This is a genomic window from Candidatus Hydrogenedentota bacterium (genome assembly GCA_035416745.1).
Lineage (GTDB): Bacteria > Hydrogenedentota > Hydrogenedentia > Hydrogenedentales > SLHB01 > UBA2224.
Map to the genome: position 1 here is coordinate 1 of DAOLNV010000070.1, position 17,575 is coordinate 17,575.

Consider the following 17,575-nt stretch of genomic DNA (forward strand, 5'->3'; position numbering starts at 1 on the left):
GGCCCAGGGTTTCGGTGAGGCGCTGCATTTTGTCTTCGAACAGTTCGCCATCGTCTTCGACATCGGCTGCCCCGACGTAGCGGCCGGGGGTGAGGACGTAATTGTGCTGGCGGATGTCGTCTGTGGTGGCGGATTTGCAGAAGCCCGGAATGTCTTCATACCTTGCCGAGCTGGCGCTCGGCGATCCCAGGGCATCACCTCGCCAGAGGTGATATGTCCCTCCGATCTTCTGGATGTCTTCGGGGGTAAGGTCGCGGTGGACGCGGTCGATGAGGGTGCCCATGTTGCGGGCGTCGATGAATAGTGTCTCGCCCTGTCGGGCTCGACACCCCTCACCCTTGCCTCTCCCAGAGGGAGATGAGCCGGACTTATCGCGGGAAAGAAACCAGAGGCAGACGGGGATCTGGGTGGAGTAGAACAACTGGCCGGGGAGGGCGACCATGCAGTCGACGAGGTCGGCTTCGACGATGGCTTTGCGGATGTCGCCTTCGCCGGAGGTGTTGGACGACATGGACCCGTTGGCAAGGACGAATCCGGCGATGCCCTGGGGCGCGAGGTGGTGGATGAAATGCTGCACCCAGGCGTAGTTGGCGTTGCCCACGGGCGGGACGCCGAACTTCCAGCGGACGTCCTCGCGGAGGCGTTCGCCGCCCCAGTCGCTCATGTTGAAGGGGGGATTGGCGAGGAGGTAGTCGGCCTTGAGGGCCTTGTGGAGGTCGCGGTGGAAGCTGTCGGCGGGTTCGGCGCCGAGGTTGCATTCAATGCCGCGAATGGCGAGGTTCATCTTGGCCAGGCGCCAGGTGGTGGGGTTGGATTCCTGGCCGTAGACGCTGATGTCGTCGCGCCGGCCGCCGTGGGCTTCGACGAATGACTCGGACTGGACGAACATGCCGCCGGACCCGCAGCAGGGGTCGAACACGCGGCCTTTGTAGGGCGCGAGCATCTCGACCAGGACCCGGACCACGCAGCGGGGGGTGTAGAACTGGCCGCCCTTTTTGCCCTCGGCGCTGGCGAACTGGGCGAGGAAATATTCGTAGACGCGGCCTAGGATGTCTTTGGAGCGGTTTTCCTTGTCGCCGAGACCGATGGTGCCGATGAGGTCGATGAGCTCGCCCAGGCGCTGTTTGTCGAGGGCCGGGCGGGCGTAATCTTTGGGGAGGACGCCCTTCAGGACGGGGTTTTCCTTCTCGATGGCCTCCATGGCGTCGTCGATGTAGACGCCGATCTGGGGCTGTTTGGCGTTGTTCTGGAGATGGCTCCAGCGGGCCTTCTTGGGGACCCAGAAGATGTTGTCGGCGATGTATTCGTCACGGTCCTCGATGACGCCGTAGCGGTCCTCTTCTTCCTTGGCGTAATACTCGCTGGCGGGGTCTGAGGCGAGGCGTTCCAGCTCGCGGCGCTTCTCCTCGAACGCGTCGGAGATGTACTTGAGGAAGATGAGGCCGAGGACGACGTGCTTGTACTCTGCGGCGTCCATATGGCCCCGGAGCTTGTCGGCTGCCTGCCAGAGCTTCTCCTCGAACCCCAACCGGGCGCCGTTGTCCTGCCTGGCCGGTCTGGTGGTCTTGTTACGCGGCATAGGTCCCCTTTCCATGCGGTCCAACCGTGGTCTGTACCGGCTTGTGTAGAGGTTTCCCCCCTACCAACTACAACATTAGTCGACTAGACATTCAGAGTCAAGCGCGGGGCGCGCCTGGCGGGGGTGCCAGGCAAGCGAGGACTTTCTGTCGTGGTCGCACTTGACAGACAACGCAGCTCAAAGCATGACTTGACAGCAGTACGAATAGTATGTATAATATGAATATTGCAGGCGCCCTTATTACAATATATAAGGTAGATAGGAAAAAGCGGTGCGATTTTCAGTCCTCTGCGCTGGCCATGGTGGTCGGCTCGAAATAGAAGGAACAACGAAAATGAACGAAGCCGAGAACAGAATGAAACGTGGAAAGGTGGATTTTCTCAAGGTTGATGGAGTGGCCGAGATGCTCGACTGCTCCGTTCGCAGCGTCTACCGGCTGGCGGACGCGGGAAAGCTGCCCCGGCCTGTCCGACTGGGCGGCATGGTGCGGTGGAACAGCGCAGACCTTGAAGCGTGGGTGGCCGGCGGCTGCCGCCCGGTTCGGTGAAAGGAGGATGACTATGAGTCTGACGAGTTTCTTGTATGAGATGTCTGGTTTCTGGTTCAAACGAAACGAGCGACGCTGTCGCAAGCCGAGTATCGCTGATCTGAATAACGCGCACCTTGCAGGGTGCTCGTCATTGAGCGTAGCGATGACAGAGGGTCCCGGAACGGAATGTCCCTGCTTCCGATGCCCGTTCGGCTTGCGGCGAAACGTCGCCGACCTACGTAACGGAGAAACAAAATGAATCGATGCGCAAGACAAAACAGCTGGATGGACTCTGCAGAAGTGCAGGACCTGTGGAACACAACCGAGGCGGCTCGGGACTACAGCCCGGTTCCCGCTGGAACGTATACAGTCGACCTGGTTGAAGTCAGTCGCGACACCACCCGAAACGGCAACCCGTGCGTTAACCTGGAGCTCCAAATCCGCGAAGGGGAATATGCGAGACGCTTCATTCGCTATTCGCTGTTCCTCACTCCCAAGGCCACGGCCTACGCCAAACGCGAACTGGGAAAGATTGGCGTGACGAGGCTGGAGCAACTCGACTCACCCCCACCCAAAGGCATCCGTTGCAGTGTTGCTGTCAGCAAGCAGACGGAAGACGGTGGCCGACACAAGAGCAAGGTCACGGCCTTCGAATTCCTTGGCATTGATGCTGCTGACGAGGACGGCAAGGAAGCGCAGGGCGATGAGGGTGGTGCAATCGAGGCGCCAGGCGAAGCCGAAGTCCACGAGGACGACTGTCCCGAGAGTGACATGGATGATCCGCTCTTTGCGGAGACGAACCAAAAGGAGGGCTCATGATGAAAGACCACACCTACGGTTTTCGGATCGTGGGTCCGTGTTCAGGCGTGCGGCGATGCGTAATCGCCGCCGCCGCCCTCACGGCTTACGCCGAATGCAACGAGCGCCTGAACCTGGGCCAGGAGGCGTACCTCTCCCATTTTCAGTTTGACGGCGCCTTCCGAGAACATCTGAATCGCACCAGGTCCGTAAAGGGATTTACGGGCTCCTGCTGGGCTTCTTGGATCTGGTTCGACATTGACGCTGCTGACGATCTGGCAGAAGCGCTGGTCCGCACCAGGCGCCTCATTACGACCATAAGTGACGCCTTCTCGTTTGTCGAGAATGCGATGTTGGTCTTTTTCAGCGGTGCTAAGGGCTTCCACGTGGCAATCCCCACAGCTGCCTGGAACCCGGAGCCCTCAGAGGACTTCAACCGCATCGCCCGAAGGTTCTGCGAGACCGTGGCCGAGAAGGCGGGTATCGCCATTGATTCCGCCATCTACGACAAGGTGCGGCCATTCCGGGCCCCGAACACCCGGCATCCTAAGACGGGTCTGCACAAACGCCATATTGGATTCGACGGGTGCATGCAAATGAGCATTGAAGCGATTCTGAAACTCGCGGAAGCTCCCGAGTCCTTTGAACTGCCCCCTCTCGACACAACCTTGTGTGATTGGGAACTTGGTGCCGCGTGGCGTCAGGCCGAAGAAGAGGTCAGGAAAGCCGCTCGTAGCAGGGTTGAACACCCAGGGCAGGGTCAAGAGCAACCTGAGGGACTCAGTCGATGGACCATGGAGTTTATTCGCCGCGGTGCAGTCGAAGGCGAACGTGCGAATCGCTTGTTTCAGGCGGCCGCCAACCTGGCGGAATATGGCTGCTCTGACCGACTCGCTCATGCGATCCTCACCGAGCCCGCGTTGGACTCTGGACTCTGCCCCAGTGAGGTCCGCCGCCAGATCGAATGCGGATTGGAGAGGGGGCGCCGTGGGTGATACCAAATACTCTGTCGCCAGCGACCTTCTGGATGCCTGGTATGAGAACCTCTTGTCTGGGGAGCCCCCAGTGCGGTTCAGGGTACACGATGGCGCGCTCAACATATTCGAACTTGCCCCTGGTCTGATCACGCTCCTGGGCGGCCCTCCCGGTATTGGCAAAACGGCTTTCTCGATGCAGTGCATCATTCACTCATTGAGATATCACGAAGACCTGCGTGTGGCAGTGTGCAACGTGGAGATGTCGCCCGAGTCGCTTCTGGAACGGGCTCTAGCCCACGTCTCGGGCGTGCCTCTCACGCGTATCCGAGACCGGCAGGTCAAAGATGAAGAAGTGCAGGAGCGGCTGAGTGCCGGCATGGAGATTCTCAAGGCTGTGGCCCCGCGTCTATGCTTTATTCGTCCGCCACTCGAGATCTGGAACGTCTTGACGGCGGCGAAAGACTTCGAAGCGGGCCTGCTGGTTGTTGACTACATCCAGCGCCTGAGGGTTGAAGGTCAAGAATATGGGTCGCGTGGACAGGTTGACGAGACGATGGCCATCCTGCGTAGGGCCGCCCTTGGAGGGCTGGGCATCCTTGCCGTGTCGGCGATATCCAGAAACAAGGGAGCCAATGGCGGTAGCGGATATGACCCGGACGCAATGGGCCTCGCAAGTTTTCGAGAATCATCGGAACTGGAGTATGGGGCAGACTCGGCATATGTCCTCGTGCCTGCGGATGGCCTGGACGACCAAGTGATGCTCAAGGGGCTCAAAAATCGCCATGGCGAAACGCGCAGCATTTCAATGCATTTCCAGAAGAAGGTGCAGCGCTTTTTGACACTTGATGAGACTGCGGCAGTGGGCTCGGAGCCAACAGCACAGAAGTCGAAGTTGGAGCAAGCCCAAGAACTCTGGAATAACAGAGCCGGGGGAGATAAGAACACATGAATACACAATCCTCACTTGCAGGGTGCGCACTGCTTCCGCCTCTGGAGGAAACGGAGCCAGCGCCTACACAGCATGCTTTGCCGAAGAAGGGAAAGGCTAAACGTAATCCCTCGGAGCGGTTCAAGCTGCTGAACACATTCGTGGACTTCAGCATACGACATCTGAAAGAGTCTGAAATCAAAGTCTGGCTTGTGCTGTATCGGGACACCAAGGAAGGGGTGGCTAAAACGTCCCAGACCGACATTGCCAGGCGAGGCGGCGTAAGCCGCGTCACTGTGACGCGTGCAATCAAGCGACTGGAAAAGCGCGGTCTTGTGCAGGTGGTGCGCCGAGGCGGGGTGAATCGTGGCGTATCCAGTTATCGTGTATTCGGACAGCTTCCCGAAGCATGTATAAGGCGTGATACATGACCATGTATAAGCCGAGTGCAAAAACCGGTATCGCAATAGTGATACATATCCCATAAGGGACCAGCGAGCGGCCTCTTGATGGTCCGGCCGCTCGCCCCTTGACAAGAGGCAAAGGATATGGTAAAAGTTATTACCATGAGAAGGCAAGACAAACATGGAAACATGTCCGAGATGCTGAGGGAGGCATTGGAAGCGGCCCCTTCCCTGCGCGCCGTGGAGCGCGCCACGGGGGTCAAGCGGCAGTCGCTGGCGAAATTCATGCGTCAGGAACAGTCTCTCCGGCTCGACATGGCCGACCGTGTGGCGGAATACTTTGGTATAGTCTGCATGAAGAAGGAGAAGTAGTCGTGGGTGCAGTCTACAAAAAGAAATACACCAAGCCTTTGCCGGAGGGCGCGGAAACCTTCACGCGGAAAGGCCAGCGGTTCGGAAGGTGGCGTGACCGTGCGGGCAAGGTGCGGACCGCCTCAATCACTCAAGGCACGGACGGCACGCCGCGTATTGTCATTGAATCTGCCACGTATACCGCCAAATATCGGGATGCCTCGGGGAAAGTCGTCGAAGTGGCCACGGGGTGCCGTTCGAAGGATGCCGCCAAGGCCATCCTCGGCGAACTGATGGAACGCGCCGAAAAGGTTAGGGCTAACATCATTTCGAGCGCCGAAAACGCCATCCTTGACCATCAGGAAGTGGCTCTGAGGCGTCACATCGACGACTATCTCGCGCACTTGCGAGCCAAGCGGTCGAGCGCAGGGCATTGTGGATCCCGGGAATACTATCTCGACCGTATCGCTGACAAGTGCGGATTCCTCAAATTGCGTGATTTGGATCGCAGCGCTTTAGAGCGTTGGCTGGCATCGGAGGCCGATAATGGAATGTCCGCCCGGACGCACAACGCATATCGGGCCGCTGCGGTTGGTTTCGCCAACTGGTGCGTGTTAAACCGGCGCCTTGCCTCGAATCCGTTCTTTGGACTGTGCAAGGCGAATGAGAATGCGGATCCTCGCCGAAAGCGGCGTGCATTGACCGAAGACGAGCTCCAGCGGCTTCTCCAGGCGGCCAGACGCCGGCCGTTGGAGGACGGTTCGGCCATCTGGCGTGGAAAGAATGCGGGCAATGTGCGCGCGAAGCTTTCCGCCAAGACCAGGGCGAGACTGGAGCGCGTCGGCTGGGAGCGGGCTCTCATCTACAAGACGCTTGTGCTCACCGGGCTCCGAAAAGGTGAGTTGGCGTCGATAACACTCGGGCAGGTTTGCCTCGATGAGAACGCGCCATACCTTCAACTGGATGCGGCCGATGAGAAGAACCGAAAGGGATCGCATATCCCATTGCGGGCGGACCTGGCGGCGGACATTCGCGAATGGTTGAGTGAGAAGCTGCGCACAAAGCGCGAGGAAGCCCTCAGGAGACGCGAAACGGTGCCCGACAGGCTTCCGGGTAGTCTGAAGCTTTTCAACGTCCCTACGGGGCTTGTACGCATTCTGGACAGGGATTTGGCGGTGGCAGGGATACCAAAACGAGATGAGCGCGGACGAACGATCGATGTGCACGCGTTGCGCCACACGTTCGGAACGCACTTGTCGAAGGCTGGAGTTCCGTTGAGAACGGCCCAGGCTGCGATGCGGCATTCCGATCCACGGCTCACCGCTAACGTGTACACGGATCCGAAACTCCTGGACGTGGCCGGCGCGTTGGAGCAACTTCCGGATCTCGACCTCGAAAGATCTGCGGATACGCATGAGGAAGCGCGCAAGATCGGGGCGGGAATGGGTGCGCGAACGCTTGCACCAACGCTTGCACCAAATTCTGGCAAAGGGTGCACGCAGGGGTCATTTCCTGGCAAAACGGAGGTTGGCGACACGGTTTGGGGCGCGCAATGCGAGACATCGAGAAAAGGCCCTGTTTACAAGGGTTTTCAACGATTGACAAGGCCTGACAAGGCAAAAGAAATGGCGCGCCCGGTGCGATTCGAACGCACGACCTATTGCTCCGGAGGCAAGCGCTCTATCCCCTGAGCTACGGGCGCGCAAAGTGCGCTTGTTGACGCGAACGCGAGTATAGCACAGGTTCGAGGGGTTTTCCAGAAAACGAAGAGGCGCAGACTGCGCCGACCGGAGCTCAACAGCGTGCGCGGGAGAAGCTGGGCAGGGTTTGTCCGGAGTCCAGGGAAAGGGACTCAAAGGACATAAAGGACCGAAGGGACGAATACTTCTGGGAGTGGGCGAAAGCCTGGCCAAGCTGGGGCTCGGCGAGCCCAGGGGACGATGCGGTAGGGAGTTGCGGGGCCGAGCCGGCGCTCCGCAGGCCCGGGCGAAAGAAAGCGGCTTGCGCTTCCCGGCTGATGTCCGCGCCCGGCGCTCCGCGGGCCCGGGGCAAAGAATGCGGCCGCGGAGGAGAAGCCACGCTGGCACTCGGCGACCCCGGCGAGACCACGCCTGAACGGCGCTTGGCCAATCTTGCGCAAACCGCGGGGAGAGGCCCGGGTTTGGCCCGAACCCGGGAGCCGGTCGCGTTGTTCGGCTTGAATCAGTTGGGTTCGTGTGCGTGGTCGATGGTGGTCACGGTGTTTTGGGCGTCGACGTGGACGGTTTTGGCGGTGTGGGTTTGAGCGTCTTCGGCGTCCATCCAGGCGTAGGTGAGGATGATGACGAGGTCGCCAACCTGTCCGAGCCGTGCGGCGGGACCGTTGAGGCAAACGACGCCGCTGCCGCGTTCGCCTTCGATGGCGTAGGTCTCGAATCGTGCGCCGGTGTTGACATTGAGCACCTGCACCTGTTCGAAAGGCAGGATGTCCGCCTGTTCCATGAGTGCCGGGTCAAGGGTAATGCTGCCGGCATAGTTGAGTTCTGCCTGCGTGATAGTGGCCCGGTGGATCTTGCTTTTCATCATATGCAGCATCATGGGTCTATTCCTCGTCCTCCGGCACGGTGAATTTGATGTTGTCGATGAGCCGGGTCTCCCCCACACGCGCTGCGACGGCAAGCAGCACGGTTCCGCGTACGCGGTCCAGGGGGACCATCTCATTGGCGTCGACGAGTTCGACGTAGTCGACATCCACGTCATACATTGTCTCTCGAACAGCGTTGAGAATGGGCTGGGGGTTTCGTTCGCCGGCCTCGAGCATTTTGCGGGCGCGATTGAGGGCGCGCGAGAGGCACAGCGCGCGTTGGCGCTCGGCGGAGTTGAGGTATCTGTTTCGGGAACTCATGGCGAGTCCGTCGGGTTCCCGCACGATGGGCATTTCGACGATCTCGATGCCCATGTCGAGGTCGCGTACCATGCGCCGGATGACGGCGGCCTGTTGGGCGTCTTTCTGGCCGAAGTAGGCGCGATGCGGCCGCACGGCGTTGAACAGTTTGGCGACGACGGTGGCCACGCCCCGGAAAAAGTGCGGACGCGACCCGCCGCACAGGCGTTGCGTGATGCGTTCGACGTCGATGAAGGTGGCGTACCCTTCCGGATACATCATAGGGTCTGCCGGGGCGTAGATGGCATGCACGCCTGCCATCGCGGCGATTGCGGAGTCCGCGTCGAGCGTTCGCGGGTATTCATTGAAATCCTCGTGCGGCGCGAACTGGGTGGGGTTGACGTAGATGCTGAGCACGGAGACATCGTTCTGGCCGGCAGCCGCGAGCATGAGGCTTTCATGGCCGGCGTGCAAGGCGCCCATGGTGGGGGTGAAACCGATGGTCTTGCCCGCGGCGCGCTGCTCTTCCGACCACGCGCGCATGGCGTCCGCCGTATGAAAGAGCTTCATCGGTGTCCCTGCTCCTCGGTAGGGAACGTGCCTTCCTTGACCTCTCGGATGTAGTCGCGGAATGCATGTTCCATGACTTCGCGCGCATTACCGAAGATTTTGTAGAAGGTGCGTTCGGGTCCGAATCCGAGGATGTCGTGCATGACGAGGACCTGGCCGTCGCAGTGGGGTCCGGCCCCGATGCCGATGGTCGGGATCGTGAGCATCTCGGTGATCTCGGCCGCCGTATCTTGCTGGACGAGTTCGAGGACGATAGAGAAACATCCTGCCTGCTGCAAACCGAGGGCTTCTTCCTTGAGCTGTTCGCGGGCAAGGTCGCCGCGTCCCTGGACTTTGTAGCCGCCGATCTGGTGGACCGATTGCGGGGTGAACCCGATGTGGCCCATGACGGGAATCCCGGTCTTGACGATGGCCGCGATGCTTTCGCCGAACTTGTCTACCGAACCCTCGAGCTTGACCGCTTGCGCGCCGCCTTCCGACACGAAGCGTCCCGCGTTGCGGACGGCCTCCTCGGGGTCAAGCTGGTACGAGAGGAACGGCATATCGCCGATGACCATGGCGTTCTCGACGGCGCGGGATACCATCGAGGTGTGGTAGATCATCTGGTCCATGGTCACGCTGAGGGTATCGTCGTTGCCCTGAACGACCGTACCCAGGGAATCGCCCACGAGAACGGCATCTATGCCGCACTCATCGAGGAGCTTCGCGGTGGGGTAATCGTACGCGGTGAGAACGGTGACCTTGTCTCCCGCTTCTTTGCGTTTGCGAAAAGTCGTAGTACGGATGCGTGGCATCACTAGATCCTCCGAACCGTGACGTCGCCGTCCCGGTCCCTTCAGGGCTCCAAGCGGAGCGGTTCGTGGCCTAGTCGCCGATATCGAAACGACGGACCCGAGCCGAAAATTCCGGTTGCGCAGCGAGCTGCGCGACCGTGCTGCCAGTGATGGGGTCGACGGCTTCGGGAGCGATCTCCGCCAAGGGGATCAGCACGAAGGCCCGCCGCCGGAAATCCGGGTGAGGGACAGTAAGAGTGCTGGTTTCGAGAACCAGGTCGCCCCACAACACGATATCGATATCGATTTCGCGGGGGCCCCAGCGCTCGGTATGCCGTCTGCCCAACCGGCGTTCGATGGTCTTGATGGCATCGAGGAGTTCAAGCGGCTGCAGGCCCGTCTCGATCTCCGCCGCCATGTTGAGGAAATGCGGCTGCCCGGCCACTCCGTAGGGTTCAGTCTCGTACACGTGGGAACGTCGTATGAGGGTGGTCCCGGGAAGCTGCCCCAGCCCGGCCAGGGCAGCTTCGAGGTTCCGTCGACGTACCCCCAAATTGCTACCGAGACTCAACTGTACGGCCATGCCACGCGCCTTACTGCCTCTGTCGCTGAGGCTTCATGGCCTCCTCCCGCCACCGGCAACCTGCGTAGCATAACACAGGATATGGCGCAACACCAAAGAAAAATCTTGTGAGACGCGCAGGATACCGAGTGGGTCTGGAATCGCCGTGCCGGTCTCAGGGCACAACCTGGGGCGGAATGTCGATGCGGGTGATGAGCCATTCGGGCCCGAAACGCCGCATCTCGATGTTAAGAGAGTCGTTTCCGATAAGGAACTGGTGCCGGCCCGTCGCGAAATCTTCATCCACCCACGGGGAACCGGAGATTCCTCCCGCATCGTTGTCGCCGTCACGGATCCCCGGGATCGTCTGAAAGGTCATCCGGAGCGTCTCGGTCATTCGTTCGCCGTGGGTGTACGTATCCCGCGCCAGCGGGGCGCCGGGGCTGGTGCGGGCGGCGTCGCGCAGCGCCAGGAAGGCCTTGCGCCCTTCCTCGGTGTTGAGGAGCATGAGGGCCGCCGTGGCAGCCTGCCGCACCGCGGGTATCACATTGGGAGCCGCCGCGAGCTGTTTGAACTTCGGAAGTGCCTTGTTGCCTTCGAGCGCGGCCACGGTGCCGACCGCGGGGACCGTCTGCCGGATTGCGCCGTGCATAGAGTCGCCGGTTATCTTGCCGAGATAATCCGCGATGGAATCCGCGGTATCTCTGAGGGCCAGCAGGCGCGCAACGCCGGCCCACTGTTCCAGCGCCTCCAGTTCCCAGGAATAGCGGCCGGGGTAATTGGCCGCGCATTCCTTGATGTAGTTGGCGATTATCTTGCGCTCCTCTTGGGAGATAGTGGCGGCGGTCTCTCGCGCCTTGTCACTGTCGAAGCCCATATTGCGGAAGTCTCGCAACCGTTGGGACACCCGTGCGGCGCGATTGTCGGGAAGAGTCACGGCGGTTTTGTAAACATGGCCGGGTTCCAGCTCAATGCCTGCAAATCCGCAGAGACCGTTCTGCAGGCCCAGCAGCACGTCGAAGCGCCCGGGGGGAAGATTGTCGAACGTGATACGGCCCGTGCCGTTATCGCTCACGAGCCTGTCCGGATATCCCGAAAGTCCTGACATGGGGCCGTAGAATGCGGGCCACGCGCTGACCGGCGTGCTCTCTTTCGCGCGAGGGTGCCGGACCTCGAGTTGAACTTTCGCTCCGGGAGTCAATACGACCTGCGCGGGGGCGGCGTCCGCCCCCTCTTCGATCATTTTGACGAAGACCCGCGCAGCGTCCTTCGCCCATACTACGGCGCCAGGGACATTCAGCCTGAAAAAACCGTCGATGCGATACAGGGTCTTTGCCTGCTCGTATGGGGCGAACTGCACGTACCAGAGCATATCGTGGGGTGAAGAGATGTCGTGGCCGATGGGCATGACGCGAACAGCGTCCAACGGGTTTCCGGCGGCGTCGACAACATCGAAACGATAAATGTCTTTGGACGGATAGGGTTTCGGAGGGCTGGACGCCGCCAGACGAGCGTATTCGTCGATTTTGTCCTTGAAACGGTCAGCCAGTGGCATTTGGGCGGCACCGGGGTATCCGGTGACGGCCTCAAACACCGAGACGCCTTCCGGGAAAGGCCCTTTCACGAGTCTTACGCAGGTACTTACGGTGTTCCAATCGAAATCCCTTCCGCTTTGAATGATCCTCGCCTGGTATTCCGGCTTAGTGATCTCGAAGAAGACTGGTCTATCTCCGATAAGCTCGAGTTGGCGCTCCGGGGAGAACGTTTTCACGAAACGTCCGTTCCGTTCGCCCAGTGAGCCCATGGTGTCGCCCGAGTACCATCCGATATCCGCATCCAGCGGCAAGCCGTTTTCATCGGTCACCTGCAGTCCGACAAATCGGAGCGGGATTTTGGGAGATTTCACCACCAACAGCCCGCCTTCGACGGTTTCGCCAACTTTGGCAGTGACGGTTGGGCTTTCGAGGAGCGTCAGAGGGATTTGCTCCGTGCTTATCATGTCATTGATTTGAATCCAGTAGAAGCGCGAGAGTGAAAACTGAATGGGGCCGGATTCCGTGACCGTCAGTTCGAATTCGCCCTGTGTGTTGGTAAAGCCGCCCCTGGTGTTCGGAATCGAGGAATCTACTATTGTGTTCGGCACGGGCGCCCCGGCTTCGTCCACAACGAGTCCGCGAACAAATCCCGGCTCGGTTTCGGGGCGCGGCGGGGGCGCATTCAGTACGAACCGCAACCCATCGAGCGTCTTTCCGCGTTTCGGCGCAATGACATGGCGTTCCTGGTATTCCCCGGCCTCCAACGTTACCCGCAATTTGTAAACCCCGCCGGGATGGTTGAAGTGGCCCAGAGTAAAGGTCCCGGTTTCGCTGGTTTCAACGCGGTCGCGGTCGGTGGCGTCGGTGCTGCAACGGCCGGCAATTTCGACCTGGGGCAAGGGGCTGCCCGCGTTGTCGACGACTACTCCCGAGAACGCCGATGCGGCCTTGACCGTGATAACCGCACCGTGCACGGGAGTGTTCTGGGTCAAATCCACCCGCAGGGCAGGATTCTCCGCACGAAGGTCTTTCCGATCGGGCACGAAATAGATGTCGTAGGCTTTGCGCTCGGAGAATCGGACCGCGAAAGCGCCGTCGGGGCCGGTCCGGTCGAGGCGGTTTTCATTTTCCCGCCGCCAACCGCTGTACAGCACTCCGGTCACTGGCTCTCCCCTGCTTTCCGTCACGGCCTTGCCCGCGACGGTGAGCATGGCGTCTTCCTGGGTCTTTTTCAGTTCGAATACGAAAGTTTTCTCGCTCTCCTTCTGCAACGAGACCGATTTATCAAGCAAGGTAATCACGTTACCTTGCCGGAGACTCGTAAGCACGCGCAGATCGCCTGCGGCGTCCAGCCACGGGGTAAGCACGCGGCCCTTCGAATCGGTTCGCAGGAGGAGATGAAACGAGTCCCGCACGAGCGTCACCGGAAGGTCGGGGCAGGCGTTGCCGGCATCGTCCACAAACGACAATTCGGCGCGCGCTCCTGGGAAGAGCATGAAACGCACGGCGCCTTCCCCGGCGTGGACCATGGTATCGAGTGTGCCAAACCCGGGTTTCGTGGCATAGACTTGGGTGCTTCCGTATGCCTGCGAAAGGGGAAGCGAGAATGCGCCCTCGTTGCTGGAGAGACCCAAGTCGAGGCCGTCATAGCTCCTGAGCAGAACGCCTGGGATGGGCGTACCATTCGCTTCAGAGGCAATGCCATTGACGCGGTAATGCAACGCGAGCGTTATCGTGGTCTGTTCGTGCCAGGACGTCTCAGGCCCAAGATACACGGACCCCCACGCGGAAAGCCCCTGTTTTTCCGCGAAAACGCTGTGGGCGCCCTGGTTCAGTCCCGAGAAGACGCACTGGCCGCTCTCGCCGGTGATTTGGCGCAGGGGGGCGCAATCGAGCGGCGTCGGATAAGTGTTTGCGGGCGGATTGCCGCACTGGACCTCGAGACCGCTGACCGGCGCGCCTTCGCCGTTCACGACGAGCACCCTGAGCTCTCCGGCGCCGGGCCGGGACGCTGCTTCATCCTGCGCAGGGAAAACCGGTGCAGCGTACAGAATCGCCAGGCCAAGGATGATGCCGTTCCGTTTCATCGTTGCTCCCTCTTTCGCCCGTTCTTTTCCTTCTCGAGTACCGTCGCCATGGGCTCTTCGGCCCGGAGGTATCCCTTGCGGAGGCGCATATGCTCCATGATCGCGTGTCGGGCGTTCTCGTCCTCGGGATCTTGCCCGAGATGCCTGGTAAGTTTTTCGAGCGCCGCGAGGTTCTCCCAAGTGTTGTCGTACGTTGAGAGCAGCACCCAAATGGAGCTGCGGCGGATGTGCGGCGGGCCGTTTTCGACGTATCGGGTCAAGATGGGCCGGAAACGGTCTTGATCGAGCGTCATGGCCGTACGCAGGCTTTGCCAGGGTTCCCCTTGCGGCATGTTGGCGGCCGGGACGCTTGCGAGATGCGCGATCCTGTCTTCAAACCACTTCCGCATTTCGGGATAGTCCGCGTGCGCCATCAGGTTCAGGAGCTGGTTTGAGAATTGCGCCCATCTGGGGTCTTCGAAAAGGGTACCCAAGGCCTCGACGCATTTCGGCCCCCACGCCTTGGTATACCCGCCCAATTCCTGGATATTGGCCTGAACGCGATTCGCCACGATGACGGATTCGATGCTGGGCGTGAATCCGGGAAGGACTTGGCTCTCCCAGTTCTCCGGGGGCTGGACGGGAGGCGGAGGCGTAAGGCTGTAGGCAAGACCGCACAGAATCATCGAGATCGATGTCATGACCGGAATCCGTAAGCCCATGCCGCTCTCCTCCCCCTTGCCGGGCAGGCCAATGGTTCGTACAGCGATATAATATCAGGATACCCATGCCGGTTCCTTGGATGGCACAACAGATGCCGTTCATGAGAATGGCTTTGCCGGGAGAAACCCTGGCCTTGCCCGTTGTGGTGTATACTGGGTGGAACATGGGCCGGGAAAGGGACACGCATATGGCAGCAATTGTTCACGAATGCTGGGGTGATGGCGAGGTTGAGGTCGTCTTGTCTTTCCTCGACGCCCACGGGATAAGCGCCGCGACGAGTTCGCTTGCCTCACGGTCGGTGCATCCGTTCACGGTCGACGGAATGGGCAAGATCAGCATCATCGTGGAAGATGCCGACGCGGACCGGGCACGAGAACTTCTGGCCCAACACGAATTCGGCGCTTCCAAGGAAACGGCGGGCGAGGAACCCGATGCCTGAAAAGGTCAACGCAGTTTAGCACGGAGCGCGGCTAGTTGTTCCGCGAGCTGCGTGTTCAGGGGCTGATTACTGCCGGCATCTTTCCCCGTTCGCGTCTGGGCGCCGGGTTTTGCCTTCGCCTGCTCCCGGCGGGGTCTACGCTCCCTGCGGTTCCGTGGACGCTGCTCTCTCTCTTCGCGCTGTGGGGGTGCAGGCCGGTTTTCGGTCTCTTGTTTCGGCAACGGTTCGGGCGCTTGGCCCCCCTCGGCGGCGCGTTCCGTGACAGGGCGCTGACGCCGGGGGTGTTTCTTGCGCGGGGGTATCAACGCTTTCATGGACAAAGAAATGCGCGGCAGTTCCTTGTCTACCTTGATGACCTTCACGCGTACGATCTCCCCTACCTTGACAATCTGCCGGGGATCCTGGACGAACCGGTTGGTCAATTCCGAGAGGTGCACCAGGCCATCCTGATGCACGCCAATGTCTACAAAAGCGCCGAAATCGGTGACATTGGTGACTACGCCTTCCATGACCATCCCGTTTTCCAGCTGGTCGACCGAGGTGACATCGTCGAGGAACTTCGGGACCTTGAATTCCGTGCGGGGATCGCGCCCGGGCTTCAGCAGCTCACGGCGGATATCCGCGAGAGTATGCGTTCCGATCACATCGTCGGCAAATTGCATGAGGTCGAGGCCACTCAGAACTCTAGGCTCCTTGAGCAACTGGTCGACGCTCAGGTGGACCGTGTCGGCGATGCGTACGACTACGGAGTAGGCTTCGGGATGGATTCCCGTGGCGTCAAGAACATTTTCGCCATTCGCCACGCGCAGGAAGCCCGCGCATTGCTCGAACACCTTTTCCCCGATGCCATCCACCTCGAGCAACTGTGTGCGGCTTTTGAAAGCGCCGTTCTTCGCTCTGAATTCGACGATATTCTCCGCTACGTTTGACTGTACCCCGCTAACATACCGCAGCAGTGACACGGAAGCCGTGTTGAGGTCGACGCCCACCTTGTTCACGCAGGAGACAACGGTGGTCCGCAGACCTTCGCGAAGGCTCTTCTGGTTCACGTCGTGCTGGTATTGGCCTACTCCCACGTGGCGGGGGTCAATCTTCACGAGTTCGGCGAGAGGGTCCTGCAAGCGGCGCGCAATCGAGATCGCGCCGCGAATCGTCACATCGAGGTCTGGAAACTCCGCGCGAGCCAGCTTGGAGGCTGAGTAGACTGATGCCCCGGCTTCATTGACAAGGACCGAGAAAATGGTGTCCCGGTTGAGACGGCGCAATACGTCGCGAACAAAGACCGACACTTCCCGCGAACCCGTGCCGTTGCCGATGGCGACCGCCTGGACGTTGTACTTGTCAATAATCTCCACGAGGGTTTTCTCGGCGCTCTCCGTGTCGTTTTGCGGCGGGGTGGGAAAGATAGTCGTGTGTTCGCGGAGCTGTCCGGTCTGGTCCACCACGGCGAGTTTGCAGCCGGTGCGAAGGCCGGGATCGACGCCGACTACCGTGATCTGGCCTGCTGGAGCCAGGAGCAGGAGGTTTTCGGCATTTTCGCGGAACACGCGTATGGCTTCGGCCTCGGCACGTTCGCGGGCGATGCCGAGCACCTCGTTCTCGATCGAGGGCCGAAGCAGCCGGTTATACGAGTCGCGCACAATCTCTTTGAGGTATTTTTCGAATGGCGAGCCGGATTCTTTGAGGTAATGCTTCAGGATGTCCGCCATCATGTTCTCGTCGTCGATGACGAGTTCCATGCGCAGGACGCCTTCTTTGAGACCGCGCATGACCGCCAGCAGCCGGTGCGAGGGAATCTTGCCGATGGGCTCGGAGAAATTGTAGTACGTTTCGAATTTGGTCTTCTTGCCTTCGGCATTTTTCGTGGGGTGCGCCTTGATGATGCCCTCGTCGAGCATGCGTCCGCGGACAAGGGCGCGGACAGCGGCGTCGGTGCTTATGCGCTCGGCCACGATGAAACCGGCGCCCTCGAGGGCTTCTTCGGCCGAGCTCACAGCCTTAGCCGGGTCGATGTATTTTTCGGCGAAGATCTCGATGGCGCCTTCGAGAAGCAGTTGTTGCATCAGGAAATCGGCTAGAGGTTCGAGACCCTTTTCGCGGGCGGCCGTCGCTTTGGTGCGGCGCGTGGGTTTGAACGGCAAATACAAGTCTTCGAGGTGTGTCCGGTCGAAACACGCATCGATTTCGGCCCGTAGTTCGCCGGTGAGTTTTCCCTGTTTGTCGATTATGTCGAGGACACTGTCGCGCCGCTGAGCCAGGGACGAAAAATACTGGGCGCGCTCGTGAATTGCTTCAAGCCGCGTTTCATCGAGGCTGCCGGTCAGGTCCTTGCGGTAACGCGCAACGAAGGGGATCGTGGCGCCTCCCTCGAACAGCTCGATGGCGCGGGCAACCTGCTCCTCTCTCAGCGATACTTCCTGAGCAATACGGTTTATGAATTTGGACTCCAACATTCTACATTGCTCCCCATCTCCAATC

Annotated in this window: 15 protein-coding genes and 1 tRNA gene; 7 read left to right on the forward strand and 9 right to left on the reverse strand. The window is 60.3% G+C overall.

Annotation, left to right across the window (positions count from 1 at the left end; all coding sequences use genetic code 11):
* A partial coding sequence (locus PLJ71_17345; protein ID HQM50458.1) for a class I SAM-dependent DNA methyltransferase occupies window positions 1–1,579 on the reverse strand: 1,579 nt, incomplete at its 3' end.
* Window positions 1,580–1,913: 334 nt separating this feature from the next.
* On the opposite strand from PLJ71_17345, the gene PLJ71_17350 reads away from it, so the two are divergent.
* The 6 genes from PLJ71_17350 to PLJ71_17375 all read left to right on the forward strand — a co-directional run bounded on the left by PLJ71_17350 (window position 1,914) and on the right by PLJ71_17375 (window position 5,587).
* Complete coding sequence (locus PLJ71_17350; protein HQM50459.1) at window positions 1,914–2,126, forward strand: helix-turn-helix domain-containing protein; 213 nt, start codon at window positions 1,914–1,916, stop codon at window positions 2,124–2,126.
* Between the two features lie 237 nt (window positions 2,127–2,363).
* On the forward strand, window positions 2,364–2,927 hold the full coding sequence (locus tag PLJ71_17355; GenBank protein HQM50460.1) for a DUF669 domain-containing protein: 564 nt from the start codon (window positions 2,364–2,366) through the stop codon (window positions 2,925–2,927).
* Window positions 2,924–3,901, forward strand: a complete 978-nt coding sequence (locus PLJ71_17360; protein HQM50461.1) for a DNA primase — start codon at window positions 2,924–2,926, stop codon at window positions 3,899–3,901. The genes PLJ71_17355 and PLJ71_17360 overlap by 4 nt, the downstream gene beginning before the upstream one ends.
* The gene (locus PLJ71_17365; protein ID HQM50462.1) at window positions 3,804–4,832 is read left to right on the forward strand and encodes a DnaB-like helicase C-terminal domain-containing protein; all 1,029 of its coding nucleotides are present in this window, start codon (window positions 3,804–3,806) and stop codon (window positions 4,830–4,832) included. Before PLJ71_17360 ends, PLJ71_17365 begins: the two co-directional genes overlap by 98 nt.
* The gene (locus PLJ71_17370; GenBank protein ID HQM50463.1) at window positions 4,829–5,242 is read left to right on the forward strand and encodes a MarR family transcriptional regulator; all 414 of its coding nucleotides are present in this window, start codon (window positions 4,829–4,831) and stop codon (window positions 5,240–5,242) included. Before PLJ71_17365 ends, PLJ71_17370 begins: the two co-directional genes overlap by 4 nt.
* Before the next feature lie 117 nt (window positions 5,243–5,359).
* A complete protein-coding gene (locus tag PLJ71_17375) occupies window positions 5,360–5,587 on the forward strand; it encodes a helix-turn-helix transcriptional regulator (GenBank protein HQM50464.1) in 228 nt (75 codons plus the stop codon).
* Between the two features lie 1,605 nt (window positions 5,588–7,192).
* On the opposite strand, the gene PLJ71_17380 is transcribed toward PLJ71_17375, so the two are convergent.
* The 7 genes from PLJ71_17380 to PLJ71_17410 form a co-directional block, all read right to left on the reverse strand.
* Window positions 7,193–7,268, reverse strand: a tRNA-Arg gene (locus tag PLJ71_17380).
* A 500-nt stretch (window positions 7,269–7,768) separates the two neighbouring features.
* A complete protein-coding gene (locus PLJ71_17385; protein ID HQM50465.1) occupies window positions 7,769–8,143 on the reverse strand; it encodes an aspartate 1-decarboxylase in 375 nt (124 codons plus the stop codon).
* 4 nt (window positions 8,144–8,147) lie between these two features.
* Window positions 8,148–8,999, reverse strand: a complete 852-nt coding sequence (gene panC / locus PLJ71_17390; GenBank protein HQM50466.1) for a pantoate--beta-alanine ligase — start codon at window positions 8,997–8,999, stop codon at window positions 8,148–8,150.
* Window positions 8,996–9,793, reverse strand: a complete 798-nt coding sequence (gene panB, locus PLJ71_17395; protein HQM50467.1) for a 3-methyl-2-oxobutanoate hydroxymethyltransferase — start codon at window positions 9,791–9,793, stop codon at window positions 8,996–8,998. The genes panC and panB overlap by 4 nt, the downstream gene beginning before the upstream one ends.
* A gap of 70 nt (window positions 9,794–9,863) precedes the next feature.
* Window positions 9,864–10,355, reverse strand: coding sequence for a 2-amino-4-hydroxy-6-hydroxymethyldihydropteridine diphosphokinase (gene folK, locus PLJ71_17400; GenBank protein ID HQM50468.1), 492 nt, complete (start codon window positions 10,353–10,355; stop codon window positions 9,864–9,866).
* 154 nt (window positions 10,356–10,509) lie between these two features.
* Window positions 10,510–13,956 (reverse strand): carboxypeptidase-like regulatory domain-containing protein, encoded by a 3,447-nt coding sequence (locus PLJ71_17405; GenBank protein ID HQM50469.1) that lies wholly within the window; start codon window positions 13,954–13,956, stop codon window positions 10,510–10,512.
* Complete coding sequence (locus tag PLJ71_17410; protein HQM50470.1) at window positions 13,953–14,657, reverse strand: hypothetical protein; 705 nt, start codon at window positions 14,655–14,657, stop codon at window positions 13,953–13,955. The genes PLJ71_17405 and PLJ71_17410 overlap by 4 nt, the downstream gene beginning before the upstream one ends.
* A gap of 188 nt (window positions 14,658–14,845) precedes the next feature.
* On the opposite strand from PLJ71_17410, the gene PLJ71_17415 reads away from it, so the two are divergent.
* Window positions 14,846–15,097: a hypothetical protein gene (locus PLJ71_17415; protein HQM50471.1), complete on the forward strand. Its 252-nt coding sequence runs from the start codon at window positions 14,846–14,848 to the stop codon at window positions 15,095–15,097.
* Window positions 15,098–15,102: 5 nt separating this feature from the next.
* Here PLJ71_17415 and PLJ71_17420 read toward each other — a convergent pair whose 3' ends face one another.
* Window positions 15,103–17,550 (reverse strand): Tex family protein, encoded by a 2,448-nt coding sequence (locus PLJ71_17420; GenBank protein ID HQM50472.1) that lies wholly within the window; start codon window positions 17,548–17,550, stop codon window positions 15,103–15,105.
* Window positions 17,551–17,575: the final 25 nt, after the last annotated feature.

Bases quoted from the DNA above. Each gene is read 5' to 3' on its own strand.
- PLJ71_17360 (HQM50461.1), top strand. From the start codon at position 2,924: ATGATGAAAGACCACACCTACGGTTTTCGGATCGTGGGTCCGTGTTCA.
- panB (HQM50467.1), bottom strand. From the start codon at position 9,793: ATGCCACGCATCCGTACTACGACTTTTCGCAAACGCAAAGAAGCGGGA.
- PLJ71_17365 (HQM50462.1), top strand. From the start codon at position 3,804: ATGCGATCCTCACCGAGCCCGCGTTGGACTCTGGACTCTGCCCCAGTG.
- PLJ71_17355 (HQM50460.1), top strand. From the start codon at position 2,364: ATGAATCGATGCGCAAGACAAAACAGCTGGATGGACTCTGCAGAAGTG.
- PLJ71_17415 (HQM50471.1), top strand. From the start codon at position 14,846: ATGGCAGCAATTGTTCACGAATGCTGGGGTGATGGCGAGGTTGAGGTC.
- PLJ71_17420 (HQM50472.1), bottom strand. From the start codon at position 17,550: ATGTTGGAGTCCAAATTCATAAACCGTATTGCTCAGGAAGTATCGCTG.
- PLJ71_17375 (HQM50464.1), top strand. From the start codon at position 5,360: ATGGTAAAAGTTATTACCATGAGAAGGCAAGACAAACATGGAAACATG.
- PLJ71_17405 (HQM50469.1), bottom strand. From the start codon at position 13,956: ATGAAACGGAACGGCATCATCCTTGGCCTGGCGATTCTGTACGCTGCA.
- folK (HQM50468.1), bottom strand. From the start codon at position 10,355: ATGGCCGTACAGTTGAGTCTCGGTAGCAATTTGGGGGTACGTCGACGG.
- PLJ71_17385 (HQM50465.1), bottom strand. From the start codon at position 8,143: ATGATGCTGCATATGATGAAAAGCAAGATCCACCGGGCCACTATCACG.
- PLJ71_17350 (HQM50459.1), top strand. From the start codon at position 1,914: ATGAACGAAGCCGAGAACAGAATGAAACGTGGAAAGGTGGATTTTCTC.
- PLJ71_17370 (HQM50463.1), top strand. From the start codon at position 4,829: ATGAATACACAATCCTCACTTGCAGGGTGCGCACTGCTTCCGCCTCTG.
- panC (HQM50466.1), bottom strand. From the start codon at position 8,999: ATGAAGCTCTTTCATACGGCGGACGCCATGCGCGCGTGGTCGGAAGAG.
- PLJ71_17410 (HQM50470.1), bottom strand. From the start codon at position 14,657: ATGGGCTTACGGATTCCGGTCATGACATCGATCTCGATGATTCTGTGC.